General features: G+C 70.7%; 10 protein-coding genes. 5 read left to right on the top strand and 5 right to left on the bottom strand.

All coding sequences use genetic code 11. The annotated features are described in order from the left end of the window. Positions 1-11: 11 nt before the first annotated feature. The 3 genes from IF04_RS0116015 to panB form a co-directional block, all read right to left on the bottom strand. On the bottom strand, positions 12-842 hold the full coding sequence (locus IF04_RS0116015) for an ABC transporter permease (protein ID WP_030256951.1): 831 nt from the start codon (positions 840-842) through the stop codon (positions 12-14). Next, positions 839-1,867: an ATP-binding cassette domain-containing protein gene (locus IF04_RS0116010; protein ID WP_030256948.1), complete on the bottom strand. Its 1,029-nt coding sequence runs from the start codon at positions 1,865-1,867 to the stop codon at positions 839-841. The genes IF04_RS0116015 and IF04_RS0116010 overlap by 4 nt, the downstream gene beginning before the upstream one ends. A 178-nt stretch (positions 1,868-2,045) precedes the next feature. Then, on the bottom strand, positions 2,046-2,942 hold the full coding sequence (gene panB / locus IF04_RS0116005) for a 3-methyl-2-oxobutanoate hydroxymethyltransferase (protein WP_030256944.1): 897 nt from the start codon (positions 2,940-2,942) through the stop codon (positions 2,046-2,048). Between the two features lie 172 nt (positions 2,943-3,114). Between panB and IF04_RS0116000 the strand changes: the two genes are divergently transcribed. The 4 genes from IF04_RS0116000 to IF04_RS0115985 all read left to right on the top strand — a co-directional run bounded on the left by IF04_RS0116000 (position 3,115) and on the right by IF04_RS0115985 (position 8,252). After that, positions 3,115-4,752: an MFS transporter gene (locus tag IF04_RS0116000; RefSeq protein ID WP_030256937.1), complete on the top strand. Its 1,638-nt coding sequence runs from the start codon at positions 3,115-3,117 to the stop codon at positions 4,750-4,752. A gap of 40 nt (positions 4,753-4,792) precedes the next feature. Continuing rightward, positions 4,793-5,494 (top strand): TetR/AcrR family transcriptional regulator, encoded by a 702-nt coding sequence (locus tag IF04_RS0115995; RefSeq protein ID WP_051831274.1) that lies wholly within the window; start codon positions 4,793-4,795, stop codon positions 5,492-5,494. A gap of 371 nt (positions 5,495-5,865) precedes the next feature. After that, entirely contained in the window at positions 5,866-6,789 is a 924-nt protein-coding gene (locus IF04_RS0115990) for an endonuclease/exonuclease/phosphatase family protein (protein WP_063829485.1), read from the top strand. Between the two features lie 251 nt (positions 6,790-7,040). Continuing rightward, positions 7,041-8,252 carry an MFS transporter gene (locus tag IF04_RS0115985; protein WP_030256932.1) on the top strand — a complete coding sequence of 404 codons (1,212 nt, stop codon included), beginning with the start codon at positions 7,041-7,043 and terminating at the stop codon, positions 8,250-8,252. A gap of 201 nt (positions 8,253-8,453) precedes the next feature. Here the strand turns inward: IF04_RS0115985 and IF04_RS0115980 are convergent, their stop codons facing one another. Together IF04_RS0115980 and IF04_RS0115975 are read right to left on the bottom strand one after the other, a co-directional pair. Next, a complete protein-coding gene (locus IF04_RS0115980) occupies positions 8,454-10,208 on the bottom strand; it encodes an NAD+ synthase (protein WP_030256931.1) in 1,755 nt (584 codons plus the stop codon). Between the two features lie 115 nt (positions 10,209-10,323). Then, positions 10,324-11,376 (bottom strand): trypsin-like serine peptidase, encoded by a 1,053-nt coding sequence (locus IF04_RS0115975; RefSeq protein ID WP_030256930.1) that lies wholly within the window; start codon positions 11,374-11,376, stop codon positions 10,324-10,326. Between the two features lie 383 nt (positions 11,377-11,759). On the opposite strand from IF04_RS0115975, the gene glnA reads away from it, so the two are divergent. After that, a complete protein-coding gene (gene glnA / locus IF04_RS0115970; protein ID WP_030256929.1) occupies positions 11,760-13,121 on the top strand; it encodes a type I glutamate--ammonia ligase in 1,362 nt (453 codons plus the stop codon). The last annotated feature ends 66 nt before the right edge of the window (positions 13,122-13,187 follow it).

Genomic DNA, 13,187 nt, shown 5'->3' with positions numbered 1-13,187 from the left:
CGACCGGGACCTCAGGTCTTCGACCGGAACTTCCTGACCGCCAGCGGCATCGCGACGGCCGTGATGGCTATCGCCCAGGCCAGCGTGATCAGGGCCGGGTGGGCTATCGGGCCCTCACCGGCGATGAGGTGGCGGGCCGCGTCGGCGAGGTTCGAGAGGGGGTTGATCTTTGTGAACCCCTCCAGCCAGCCCGGCATCGACGCGGTCGGCGCGAAGATGGACGAGCCGAACTGCAGCGGCATCAGCACCAGGAACGCCATGCCCTGGACGGCCTGCGGGGTCTTCAGGGCCAGGCCCAGCAGGATGAAGATCCACATCACGGCGGCGCCGAAGACGGTCGACAGCGCGATGGCCCCGACGAACTCCAGCGGCGAGCCCTTGATCTCCAGGCCGAGCAGGAAGCCCATGCCGAGCAGGATCGCGGTGGCGACCAGCATCCGGCCGACCTCGACGACGATCTTGGCTATCAGGACCGAGGAGCGCGCGATGGGCATCGTGCGGAAGCGGTCCATCACGCCCTTGCGGAAGTCCTCGTTGACACCCGAGCCGACCGCCATGGCGATGTTCATCCCCATCATCGCCATCATGCCGGGGACCAGATACTGGACGTACTGCTGCTGATTGCCCTTGCCGGCGATGGCGCCGCCGAAGACGTACACGAACAGCAGGATGAAGACGATGGGCATCAGCAGGGCGTCGAACATCGACTCCGGGTCCTGCTTGATCTGCAGGGCGTTCCGCCGGACCAGCGCGCCGATGTGGCGCAGATTGGCCCGCAGGCCGATCCGGCCCTCGGCGGCCCCGGGCTTCGCGACCGGCGCCGTGATCGTTGCGGCGCTCATGCCGCGACCTCCTCGTACTGGGCGTCCGCCGGCTCGGCGGCCGCGTCGGCCTCGGACGTCTTCTGGCCGGTGATGGCCAGGAAGACCTCGTCCAGGCTGGGCAGATGGGTGTTGATACCGGCGAGCGCGAAGCCGCGCTCGCCGAGGACGTTGACCACCGCGGTGAGCTGCTCGTCGCTGATGATCGGGACGTTCACCACGCCTTCCTCGGGGTCCGCCGTGGCGCCCGCTATGCCGTCCAGGCCGGCCTGCGCGATCGCGCCGACCATCCGGTCCAGCTCGCCGCGGACCGCCGGGCGGATCTGCAGCGTGCGCCCGCCGACCTTGGTCTTCAGCTCTTCCACCCGGCCCTCGGCGATGACCCGGCCGCGGTCGACGACGGTCAGCTCGTCGGCCAGCCGCTCGGCCTCTTCCATGTACTGCGTGGTCAGCAGCACCGTCGCGCCGTCGCGGACCATGTTGTTGACCTCGTCCCAGACCTCGTTGCGCGTGCGCGGGTCGAGGCCGGTCGTCGGCTCGTCCAGATACAGCACGGCCGGCTTGCCGATCATCGACGCGGCCAGGTCGAGGCGGCGGCGCATACCGCCCGAGTACTTGCCCGCGGGGCGCTTGGCGGCCTCGGTGAGCGAGAACCGCTCCAGCAGCTCGTCCGCGCGCGCCCGGGCGTCCTTGCGGGAGAGGTCGAGCAGCCGCCCGATCATGTAGAGGTTCTCCCGGCCGGAGAGCTTCTCGTCGACGGAGGCGTACTGCCCCGTCAGGCCGATCGTGCGGCGCAGGGCGCGGGGCTGGCGCACGACGTCGTACCCGGCCACGACCGCCGTGCCGGCGTCGGGGACGAGCAGCGTGGAAAGGCAGCGCACGAGCGTGGTCTTGCCCGCGCCGTTCGGCCCGAGCACGCCCATGACCGTGCCTTCCCGCACGTCCAGGTCCACTCCGTCGACGGCCTTGACATCGCCGAAGTGCTTGACCAGGCCACGGACTTGGACGGCCGCGCGGCCGTCGGCGGAGGGTGTCTTCTGCGTCATGGGTCCACAGTGACAGGCACCACTGACAACGCCCCGACAGAGCGCCGACAGCGCAGGTCAGGCACCGATGGGCCACCGACAGAACGCCGACAGGCCACCGCCGCGGCCCGTCGGCAGACATGCGTGGGGCGCTGCCGGATCACCGACAGCGCCCCATGAACCCGGGCCCGCAGGGCCCTCAGTGGAAGGTGTGCTCCTCCGCCGGGAACGTGCCGCCCACCACATCCTCCGCGAACGCCTTCGCCGCGCCGCCCAGCGCCTCGCGGAGCTGCGCGTACTGCTTCACGAAGCGCGGCACCCGGCCCTTGGTCAGGCCGGCCATGTCCGTCCAGACCAGGACCTGCGCGTCGCACTCCAGACCCGCGCCGATGCCGATGGTGGGGATGTGCAGCGAGCGGGTGACCTCGGCGGCCAGCCCGGCCGGTACCGCCTCCAGTACCACCGAGAACGCGCCCGCGTCCTGCACCGCCTTGGCATCCCGCAGCAGCTGCTGGGCCGCCTCCTCACCGCGGCCCTGGACGGGGTAGCCGCCGAAGGCGTTGACGGACTGCGGGGTGAGCCCGATGTGGGCCATGACCGGGATGCCGGCGTCGACCAGCAGCTTGATCTGGTCCGCCGAGCGCTCGCCGCCCTCCAGCTTCACCGCGCCCACGCCGGCCTCCTTGACCAGCCGAGTGGCGTTGCGGAGCGCCTGGACGGGGCCTTCCTGGTACGAGCCGAAGGGCAGGTCGGCGACGATCAGGGCGCGCTCCGTGCCACGCACGACAGCGGCGGACAGCAGCGTCATCTCGTCCATCGTGACCGGGACGGTCGATTCGTACCCGAGGTGGCAGTTGCCCATCGAGTCGCCGACGAGCAGGACGGGGATGCCCGCGTCGTCGAAGACGGAGGCGGTCATCGCGTCGTACGCGGTGAGCATGGGCCACTTGTCGCTGCGGGCCTTCGCGGCGGCGATGTCGCGCACGGTGACGCGGCGGGACCGCTTACCTCCGTACAGCGACTTGTCAGCTGCTGTCTTGTCGGGTGCGGCGCCGGCCTTCGGGTCCTGCGTCTGGGCAGGCGAAATCTGCGTCATGACGACGGCTCCTGTTCAGGTCATCTCGAGGCGCCCTGACGGCGTCCCCGGACTCACCACCCATGCTGACACGCCCGCGCGCGACGGCGGAAGAGGAGCGGGCAGGGATGGCTGCCACCTGCAACTAAAATACGGAACGGTGCCGTATCGAAAAGGGCGTACGCTGGTCCGTATGGCGCGTTCTTCCGATTCCTCGCCCGGCGCGGGTGGCATAGCCGCAGCTCCGGCCGTCCCCGAGCACATCCACCGCCGCCGGTGGGCGATCCTCGGTGTGCTGATGCTCAGCCTGCTGATCGTCGTCCTGGACAACAGCATCCTGAACGTGGCGATGAAGACGATCGCCACCCCGGCCCCCACCGGCCTCGGCGCCAGCCAGAGCCAGCTGGAGTGGGCGATCAACTCGTACACGCTGGTCTTCGCGGGCCTGCTGTTCACCGCCGGCCTGCTCGGCGACCGGCTGGGCCGGAAGAAGATCCTGCTGACCGGTCTGGTGATCTTCGGTCTCGGGTCCGTACTGGCCGCCGTCTCCGGCTCGCCCGGCGAGCTCATCGCCTTCCGCGCCGTGATGGGCCTGGGCGGCGCGCTGGTCATGCCGGCCACCCTCGCCATCCTCATGAACGTCTTCGAGCGCGACGAGCAGCCGAAGGCCATCGGCATCTGGGCCGGCGGCGTCGGCCTGGCCATCGCCATCGGCCCGATCGCCGGCGGCCTGCTGCTCGATCACTTCTGGTGGGGCTCGGTCTTCCTGGTCAACGTGCCGATCGTGCTGATCGCGCTGGCCGCGATGGTGCTCCTGGTCCCGGACAGCAAGGACCCCCGGCCCGGCAGGCTGGACCCGGTGGGCGTGCTGCTGTCCGTCGTCGGCCTCGTGCTCCTCGTGTACGGCATCATCAAGGGCGGCCAGCTCGCCGACTTCACGGACCCGCAGGTGCTCGGCACGGTCCTCGGCGGGCTGCTCGTACTGGTCGGCTTCGTTCTGTACGAGAAGCGCATCGATCATCCGTCGATCGACATCAGCTACTTCCGCAAGCCCGCGTTCTCCGCCGCCGTGGCCGCGATCGCGCTGGTCTTCTTCGCGCTGATGGGCGTCACGTTCTTCATGGTGTTCTACATCCAGAGCGTGCGCGGCTACAGCCCGCTCCAGGCGGGCCTGCTGATCCTGCCGCTGGCCGCCGCCCAGATGATCTTCGCGCCGCGGGCCCGGCTCGTCGTCGACCGCTTCGGTGCGCGCGTCGTCTGTACGGTCGGCATGCTGCTGGTCGCCGTCACGATGTCCGGCTTCCTGCTCATGGACACCGACACCCCGATCTGGGTGCTGGAGGTGCTCTTCTTCCTCCAGGGCACGGGCATGGCGCACATCATGCCGCCGGTCACGGTCTCGATCATGCAGTCCCTGCCGCGCGAGAAGGCCGGCTCCGGCTCGGCGCTGAACAACACGTTCCGGCAGGTCGGCGGCACGCTGGGGGTCGCCGTACTGGGCTCGCTGCTGTCCGCGAGCTACCGCGACGGCATCCAGGCCACGCTGAACTCCGTACCGGGTCTGCCGGCGGGCGCGCGGCACGCGGCGGGCGAGTCCATCGAGGCCACGCTCGGGGTCGCGGAGAAGCTGGGGCCCGCGGGGCGGGAGCTGGCAGCCGCGGCCAATGACGCGTTCGTGCACGCCATGCATGTCACCGCGCTCGGCTCCGCCACGGTCGCGGTCGTCGGCGCGCTGGTCGTCGGGTTCTTCCTGCCGGGGAAGTCGGCCGACCGGGCTGCCGGTCAGGGTCGGGAGACGCCGCGAGAGACTGCTCCCGCGGGGAAGCCGTAGCGGCGGCCCCGGGGCGTACGGAACGAGAGGCGGACCAGGCGTGACGGGCGCGAAACGGGGCGGGACACCGGCCGATGAGGCGGGGCGGACCGAGGCGCAGCCGGCCGCCGCGCCCGAGGCCCCCTGTGCCGCGGCCAGTCGAACCTGTGCCGCGGCCACCCGCAGGCCCGGGCGGCCGCGCAACGAAGCGCTGGAGTCCACGATCATCGAAAGCGTCCTGGACCTGCTGGAGCGCGACGTCCCGCTCGCCGACCTGTCGATGGAACGCATCGCCAGGGAGGCGGGCGTCGGCAAGGCCACGGTGTACCGGCGCTGGTCCGGCAAGGCCGGCCTGATGCTCGACGTGATGCGCTCGCTGGAGGAGGAGAACCCCGAGCTGCCCGGGGAGTCGGTCCGCGACGACCTGGTACTGCTGCTGGAGTTCCTGCGCCGGCGCGGCCTGGCCAAGCGCAACTCCGCCCTGCTGCGGACGGTGATCACCCAGGTCAAGGCGCAGCCCGAGCTCTGGCGCGAGTACCACGACACGGTCGTCCAGGCGCGCCGCGACGCGCTGCTGGCCGTCCTGCGGCGCGGCGTCGAGAGCGGCGAGATACGCGGGGACTGCGACATCGACGTCCTCGCCGACATCTTCGTGGCGCCGATGCTCTCCCGGGCGCTGCTGCACGAGTGGAAGGAACTGCCCGAGGGGCTCGCCGAGGAGATCGTCGACACGGTGCTGGACGGGGTCCGGCCGCGTACGTGAGCGCCGCTGATCCGTACGTGAGGCGTTTGCCGGGGCTCCCGGACGGCAGGCAGAATGATCTTGCCGCCGCTTCCGGCCGCCCATTTCCGACCGCTCGATGAGCGATTCATGCCCGTTCTGTCACAGCACCTGTCGGCGCGGGCACCGGCGGAACCCTGGCCATTCGCGCTTCGTCCCCTGGGGGGACAGCACAGGCTGCGCATCGCCTATGGTCAAGGCCCTAGGGTCGGGGGCCAGGCGGGGCGCACGAGCACGGCAGTGAGGGCATCGGGATGACGCAGGCGTACATGTCGGAGGCGGGGCGGGGCGCGGGCCCCGGCGGGACCGGCCGCCGTACGGGCCGCCTGACCGGGCGGTGGCGGCGCGAGGGCATGTGGCGGCGCGGCCTCGTGCTCGCCGTACTGGCCGTGGCGCTGGGCCTGCTGATGGTCCTGCACGCCGACGTACCGAACTCCATCGGCAACCTCGGCAGCCTCCTGGAGACCTTCCTGCCGTGGCTGGGCATCATCGGCATCCCGCTGCTGCTCATCGGCGCGCTGCTGCGCAGGTCGGCGATCGCGCTGGCCGCGCTGGTGCTGCCGGCGGTCGTCTGGGCCAACCTCTTCGGCGGGCAGCTCACGGACAAGTCCGGTGCCCGCGGCGACCTCACCGTCGCCACGCACAACGTCAACGCCGAGAACCCCGACCCGGCCGGCACCGCGAAGAAGGTCGCCGACTCGGGCGCGGACGTGGTCGCGCTGGAGGAGCTGACCGCCCAGGCGCTGCCCGCGTACCGCGAGGCGCTCGCCGCGAAGTACCCGTACCGCACGGTGGAGGGCACGGTCGGCGTGTGGAGCAAGTACCCCCTCTCCGACGCCCGCCCGGTGGACATCAAGATGGGCTGGACGCGGGCGCTGCGCGCCACGGTGACCGCCCCCGACGGGCAGCGGGTCGCGGTCTACGCGGCGCACCTGCCCTCGGTACGGGTGAAGGTCAAGGCCGGGTTCACCGCGAACCAGCGGGACAACAGCGCGGAGGCGCTGGGCGAGGCCATCGCGGACGAGCCGCTGTCCAAGGTCGTGCTGCTGGGCGATCTGAACGGCACGATGAACGACCGGTCGCTGGCGCCGGTCACCGCGCAGATGCGGTCGGCGCAGGGCGCGGCCGGTGACGGCTTCGGCTTCAGCTGGCCCGCCGCGTTCCCGATGGCCCGGATCGACCAGATCATGGTCAAGGGCGTGGACCCGACCTCGGCGTGGAGCCTGCCGTCGACCGGCAGCGACCACCTCCCGCTGGCGGCGTCCTTCAAGATCTAGCGCGTACAAGCTCCAGCGCGTACGGCGACCACCAGCGCGTACGGCGGTGGCCCGGGTCATTTTCTGTGACCCGGGCCACCGCCGTTTCCGTCATTTTCCCCTCAACGGGGCGAGGACTTCCGTCCGTAACGCCCTGTTCGCGCGACGGAATGAATTACCTGAGAGACTTTGTTCCCGTAGAGAACTTAAGGCTGTCCATGTCACCGCGCGCCGCTACGGGCGCGCTCCCCTTTGATCCTGAAAGGTCACTCATGCCCTTGGCTCTGCTCGCGCTCGCGATCTCGGCCTTCGGTATCGGCACCACTGAGTTCGTGATGATGGGCCTGCTGCCCAATGTCGCGAACGACCTGGGCACCAGCGTGCCCACCGCCGGCTACCTCGTCTCCGCCTACGCTCTCGGCGTCGTCATCGGCGCTCCGCTGCTGACCGCGCTCGGCTCGCGCATCCCCCGCAAGCGGATGCTGCTGCTGATGATGGCGGTCTTCACGGCCGGCAACCTCGCGTCCGCGCTCGCCCCGAACTTCGGCCTGCTCATCGCGGGCCGGCTGCTGGCCGGCCTGCCGCACGGCGCGTTCTTCGGCGTCGGCGCGGTCGTTGCCGCCCGGCTGGTCAAGGAAGGCCGGCAGGCCCGCGCGGTCGCCACGATGTTCCTCGGCCTGACCGTCGCCAACATCGTCGGCGTGCCCGCCGCGACCCTGCTCGGCCAGCACCTCGGCTGGCGCGCGACCTTCCTGGTCGTCGCCGCCATCGGCCTGCTCGCCATGGCCTCGCTGGCCAAGCTCGTCCCGCACGTGCCGCGCGACGAGCAGAGCGGCGTCAAGCAGGAGATCCGGGCGCTGGGCAACCGCCAGGTGCTGCTCGGCCTGCTCACCGCGGTCTTCGGTTTCGCGGGCGTCTTCGCCGTCTACAGCTACCTCGCGTCGATGATGACCGAGGTCACCGGCTTCACCGAGTCGACCGTCCCGGTGGTACTCGCCCTCTTCGGCATCGGCATGACCCTCGGCGCGCTCGCCGCGGGCCCGCTGACCGACCGGGCGCTCCGCCCGACCCTGTACGGCTCGCTCGGCGCCCTGGCCGTCACGCTCGTCGTCTTCGACTTCACCGTGCACGTGAAGTGGGCGGCGCTGGCCACCGTCGTCGTCCTGGGCGCGGTCGGCTTCATGACCACCACGCCCCTGCAGATGCTGGTCATGCGCAAGGCCGAGCACGCCCCGACGCTCGCCTCCGCCTCCAACCACTCCGCGTTCAACCTCGCGAACGCGGGCGGCGCCTGGCTCGGCGGCGTAGCGATCGCCGCCCACTGGGGCTGGACCTCCCCGACCCTCGTCGGCGCAGTCCTGGCGGTCGTCGGCCTGGCGATCGCCATCACCGCGGGCCTGATGGACCGCACGCCGACCCGCTCCCGCATCGTGGCGACGAGCGAGGCGGGTGCCACGGCTCACGAACGGACACACGCCGGCTGAGCCGTACACACGGTACGGCTGAGCCGCACGCTCAGCCGTACCGTTTCGCCCCCCACTTCCCCCATCGGGGGGCGAAAAGGTCCCCTGCTCAACACAGTAGCGGGCGGCACTGACAACGAGGCCGCCCGCTCGGTCCGGTCAACTGCCCGCACGGCCCACTCGGCCGCCCGCACGGTTCGCTCAATCGCCCGCGCTGTCCCGTCAGTCGCCCTCCCGCCACCGGTTCGTCGTCGGGAGGCGGCGGTCCTTGCCGAAGCCCTTGGCTGAGGTCTTGGTGCCCGGGGGGTACTGGCGGCGTTTGTATTCGGCGGTGTCGACCAGGCGGAGGACGCGGGTGACCAGCTCCGGGTCGAAGCCGCGGGCGATGATCTCGGCGTGTCCCAGGTCGCGGTCGACGTAGAGGTCGAGGATCGCGTCGAGGGTGGGGTAGTCGGGGAGGGAGTCGGTGTCGACCTGGCCGGGGCGGAGCTCCGCGCTGGGGGGCTTGGTGATCGAGTTCTCCGGGATGGGCGGGGTTTCGCCGCGGGCCGCGGCCGCCTGGTTGCGCCACTTCGCGAGCTGGAAGACGACCGTTTTGTAGACGTCCTTGATCGGACCGTACGCCCCTACGGAGTCGCCGTAGAGGGTCGAATAGCCGCATGCCAGCTCGGACTTGTTGCCGGGGGCGAGGACCAGGTGGCCCTCCTGGTTGGAGATCGCCATCAGCGTCGTGCCGCGGATACGGGACTGGAGGTTCTCCTCCGCCAGGCCGGTCAGGTCCAGTGAGCCCATGTACGCGTCGAACATGGGGCCGATGGGGACCGTGCGGTAGTGCAGTCCGGTACGGCGGGCCAGTTCGGCGGCGTCGTCCTTGGAGTGGGAGGAGGAGTAGCGGGAGGGCATGGAGACGCCGTGGACGTTGTCCGGGCCGAGCGCGTCGACGGCCAGGGCGGCTACCAGTGCCGAGTCGATGCCGCCGGAGAGGCCGATCACCACGCTGCGGAAGTTGTTCTTGGTGATGTACGCCCGCAGGCCCATCACCAGTGCGCCGTAGATTTCCTCGGAGGCGTCCAGGCGGGGCGCGGGGGCGGGCATCGGCAGCGGCTCGTACGGCGGCAGCGGGTCCGCGGAGAGCGTGACGTGGTCGACGCGGAGGCCGTCGTCGACGTTGCCGGAAGGCGGCTCGGGCGCGGCGGCCGGCAGGTCCAGGTCGAGGAGGAGGCACTGCTCGGTGAACTGCGGGGCGCGGGTGAGCACCTCGCCGGCCGCGTCCACCACGATCGAGTCGCCGTCGAAGACCAGGTCGTCCTGGCCGCCGGTCATCGCCAGATACGCCGTCGTGCAGCCCGCCTCCTGGGCGCGCTTGCGGACCAGCTCCAGCCGGGTGTCGTCCTTGTCCCGCTCGTACGGGGAGGCGTTGACGGACAGCAGCAGCCCGGCACCGGCCGTACGGGCGGCGGGCACCCGGCCGCCGTCCTGCCACAGGTCCTCGCAGATGGCGAGGGCGATGTCGACGCCGTGCAGCCGGACGACGGGGAGCGTGTCGCCGGGTACGAAGTAGCGGTATTCGTCGAAGACGCCGTAGTTGGGGAGGTGGTGCTTGGCGAAGGTGAGGGCCACCCGGCCGCGGTGCAGCACGGCCGCGGCGTTCTGCGGGGCGCCCGCGGGCCGTCCGTACCGTGGCTGGGCCCGCTCGCAGCGGTCCAGGTAGCCGACCACGACGGCGGTCTCGCCGAGGCCCTCGTCGGCCAGCCGGGCGGCCAGGGCGCGCAGGGCGCCGCGGCTCGCCTCGACGAAGGAGGGCCGCAGCGCGAGGTCCTCGACGGGGTAGCCGGTCAGCGCCATCTCGGGGAACGCCGCCAGGTGGGCGCCCTGCCCGGCTGCCTCCCGGGTGCGGCGCACGATCGTCTCGGCGTTCCGGGCGAGGTCGCCCACACAGAAATCGGTCTGATGCAGAGCCAGGCGAAGTTGAGGCACGGGAGGGAGTTTAATCGTCGTACTGACGTTATGTGGGGCGGTTGAGTTTCGGGGGTGTTGCGGGGGCGAGCCCCGGATCCCGGGGTCCGGGACCCGCCCCGCCGTTGCGCAGGGCTCAGCTGCTCTGCGCCTTGTTGTACAGGTTCTTCGCGTCCTCGCCGAAGTACGGGCCGAACATCGTGTTGGGCAGGAAGGTGTAGCCGAAGCTGTTCACCGAGGACTGCAGCCCGGTGCCGGTCTTCTCGTCGAACTTGGTGAACCACGGCCCGCCGCTGGAGCCGCCGGTCATGTTGCAGGGCATCCCGTGGTCCTTGGAGAACAGCGGGTCCTTGATGGTGGTGCCGCTGCAGTAGATGAGTTTGCTGCCGTCGTAGGGGGACGCCGCCGGGTAGCCGAAGGCGTACATCTTCTGGGTGTAGCCGGTGTTGAAGGCGACGCCCTGGCTGCCGACTGCGTCGGTGAGGTGCTTGCCGTTCAGCGGGGGGACGACCGCCGCGCCGACGTCGTAGTTGATGTCCTCGCTCTTGGTCCACTGCGGGGTGGCGAGGGTCTTGCTCGCGGCCCACTTGCCGTGCGGGGCCTGGCCGTCGTGGTAGCCGGGTACGAAGATCCAGTTGGTGTGCCAGGCGCCGTCCAGCTTCACGCAGTGCCCCGCGGTGAGGACCGTACTGCGGTTGTCACTGGTCACCGCGTTGCCGGAGCAGGACGCCTGGCGGTTCTGGTAGGTGAAGAAGACCCGGCCTGCGGTGGCGGTGACCTTGCCGCCGCCGGTCCACGGTCCGCCGGCCTGCGGGAAGGCCTTCAGACCGGGCGAGGGCAGGGACGGAAGGGACGGCAGGGTGGGCGGCACGGCCGCTTCCTTGCCGCGCGGCAAGGCGTGGGCGGCCGGGGCGGACGCCGCGCGGGCGGCCGCGGCGTCGAGTTTCTTCCGGGCGACGGACAGCAGATCGAGCGGCTTCGCGGCGCGCATCCGCTTCGCCGTCCAGAAGGCGGCCGCCTTCTTGGCGTCCTGCTTGGCGTCGGCGGAGGCGGGAGCGGAGGCCGCGGCGCCGGGTGGTTCGGCGGCGCCGGCCGCGGGGGCCTGCAGCGCCGTGGCGCAGAGGGCGCCGGCGGCGAGCAGCGCCGCGGCGGTGATACGGGCGGACGTCCGGCCGGATATACCGGATATCGCGGTGCCGGACGTGCGGGAGCGGTGGCGCCGGACGGTGCCGGTGCCCTGGACGGTCTGTCTCACGCGTACCCCCTGGTGCGGTGGTCCCGCGGGTGCGCGGGCCACGACGTACGGACCGCCGGCCGGCGGCCCGGAGCGGAGTGGACGTACAGCGATGTGCAGAGGCAGCGTCCCACCGCCCCGACACCGCTGTCAGGGGCGCGTCAAGGGTTTGGCCGGAACCGCCGGGGAACGCGAAACCCCGTACGGCCCCCGGGCCTGCCCGAAGGGGCCGTGACAACGTAATGTGACGGTAACCCCCGCACGCGATACTGGCGTGCCGCGCCCCGTCAAGGGCGATGGGCGTGGACAGGCCGTTCGACCTGCAAGGATTGGTGAACATGGACAAGCAGCAGGAGTTCGTGCTCCGCACGCTGGAGGAGCGCGACATCCGCTTCGTACGGCTGTGGTTCACCGATGTGCTCGGTTTCCTGAAGTCGGTCGCGGTGGCCCCCGCCGAGCTGGAGCAGGCCTTCGACGAGGGCATCGGCTTCGACGGTTCGGCCATCGAGGGCTTCGCGCGGGTCTACGAGTCCGACATGATCGCCAAGCCCGACCCCGGCACGTTCCAGATCCTGCCGTGGCGCGCCGAGGCCCCCGGCACCGCCCGGATGTTCTGCGACATCCTGATGCCGGACGGCTCCCCGTCCTACGCCGACCCGCGCTACGTCCTCAAGCGGATCCTGGCCAAGACCTCCGACCTCGGGTTCACCTTCTACACCCACCCCGAGATCGAGTTCTTCCTGCTCAAGGACAAGCCGGTGGACGGCGGCCGGCCGACCCCCGCCGACTCCTCCGGCTACTTCGACCACACCCCGCAGAACGTGGGCATGGACTTCCGGCGCCAGGCGATCACGATGCTGGAGTCGATGGGCATCTCGGTGGAGTTCAGCCACCACGAGGGCGCCCCGGGCCAGCAGGAGATCGACCTGCGGTACGCCGACGCGCTGTCGACGGCCGACAACATCATGACCTTCCGGCTGGTCATGAAGCAGGTCGCGCTGGAGCAGGGCGTGCAGGCGACCTTCATGCCGAAGCCGTTCTCGGAGTTCCCCGGCTCCGGCATGCACACCCACCTCTCGCTCTTCGAGGGCGACCGCAACGCCTTCCACGAGTCGGGCGCCGAGTACCAGCTCTCCAAGGTCGGCCGGTCCTTCATCGCGGGCCTGCTGCGGCACGCCGCGGAGACCTCCGCGATCACCAACCAGTGGGTGAATTCCTACAAGCGGATCTGGGGCGGCGCCAACCGCCCGGCGGGCGCCGGCGGCGAGGCCCCCTCGTACATCTGCTGGGGCCACAACAACCGCTCCGCGCTGATCCGCGTCCCCATGTACAAGCCCGGCAAGATGGGCTCGACGCGGGTCGAGGTGCGCTCCATCGACTCCGGCGCCAACCCGTACCTGACGTACGCGGTGCTGCTGGCCGCCGGGCTCAAGGGCATCGAGGAGGGGTACGAACTCCCCGCGGGCGCCGACGACGACGTGTGGGCCCTGTCGGATGCCGAGCGGCGCGCGATGGGCATCGAGCCGCTCCCGCAGAACCTCGGCGAGGCCATCTCCCTCATGGAGCGCAGCGAACTGCTCGCGGAGACCCTGGGCGAGCACGTCTTCGACTTCTTCCTGCGCAACAAGAAGCAGGAGTGGGAGGAGTACCGCTCCGAGGTCACCGCCTTCGAGCTGCGCAAGATGCTGCCGGTGCTCTAGCGGCACGACACACTCAGCACGTCACACTCGCAGCACGTCACACTCAATAATCCGAAAAATCGATCC

Source organism: Streptomyces violens, assembly GCF_000717745.1.
In the GTDB taxonomy this organism is placed as follows: Bacteria; Actinomycetota; Actinomycetes; order Streptomycetales; family Streptomycetaceae; genus Streptomyces; species Streptomyces violens.
Note: the sequence above shows the minus strand (reverse complement) of the source record. Positions and strands in the feature narration are given on the sequence as shown.

Bases quoted from the DNA above. Each gene is read 5' to 3' on its own strand.
- IF04_RS0116015 (WP_030256951.1), bottom strand. From the start codon at position 842: ATGAGCGCCGCAACGATCACGGCGCCGGTCGCGAAGCCCGGGGCCGCC.
- IF04_RS0116010 (WP_030256948.1), bottom strand. From the start codon at position 1,867: ATGACGCAGAAGACACCCTCCGCCGACGGCCGCGCGGCCGTCCAAGTC.
- panB (WP_030256944.1), bottom strand. From the start codon at position 2,942: ATGACGCAGATTTCGCCTGCCCAGACGCAGGACCCGAAGGCCGGCGCC.
- IF04_RS0116000 (WP_030256937.1), top strand. From the start codon at position 3,115: ATGGCGCGTTCTTCCGATTCCTCGCCCGGCGCGGGTGGCATAGCCGCA.
- IF04_RS0115990 (WP_063829485.1), top strand. From the start codon at position 5,866: ATGTGGCGGCGCGGCCTCGTGCTCGCCGTACTGGCCGTGGCGCTGGGC.
- IF04_RS0115985 (WP_030256932.1), top strand. From the start codon at position 7,041: ATGCCCTTGGCTCTGCTCGCGCTCGCGATCTCGGCCTTCGGTATCGGC.
- glnA (WP_030256929.1), top strand. From the start codon at position 11,760: ATGGACAAGCAGCAGGAGTTCGTGCTCCGCACGCTGGAGGAGCGCGAC.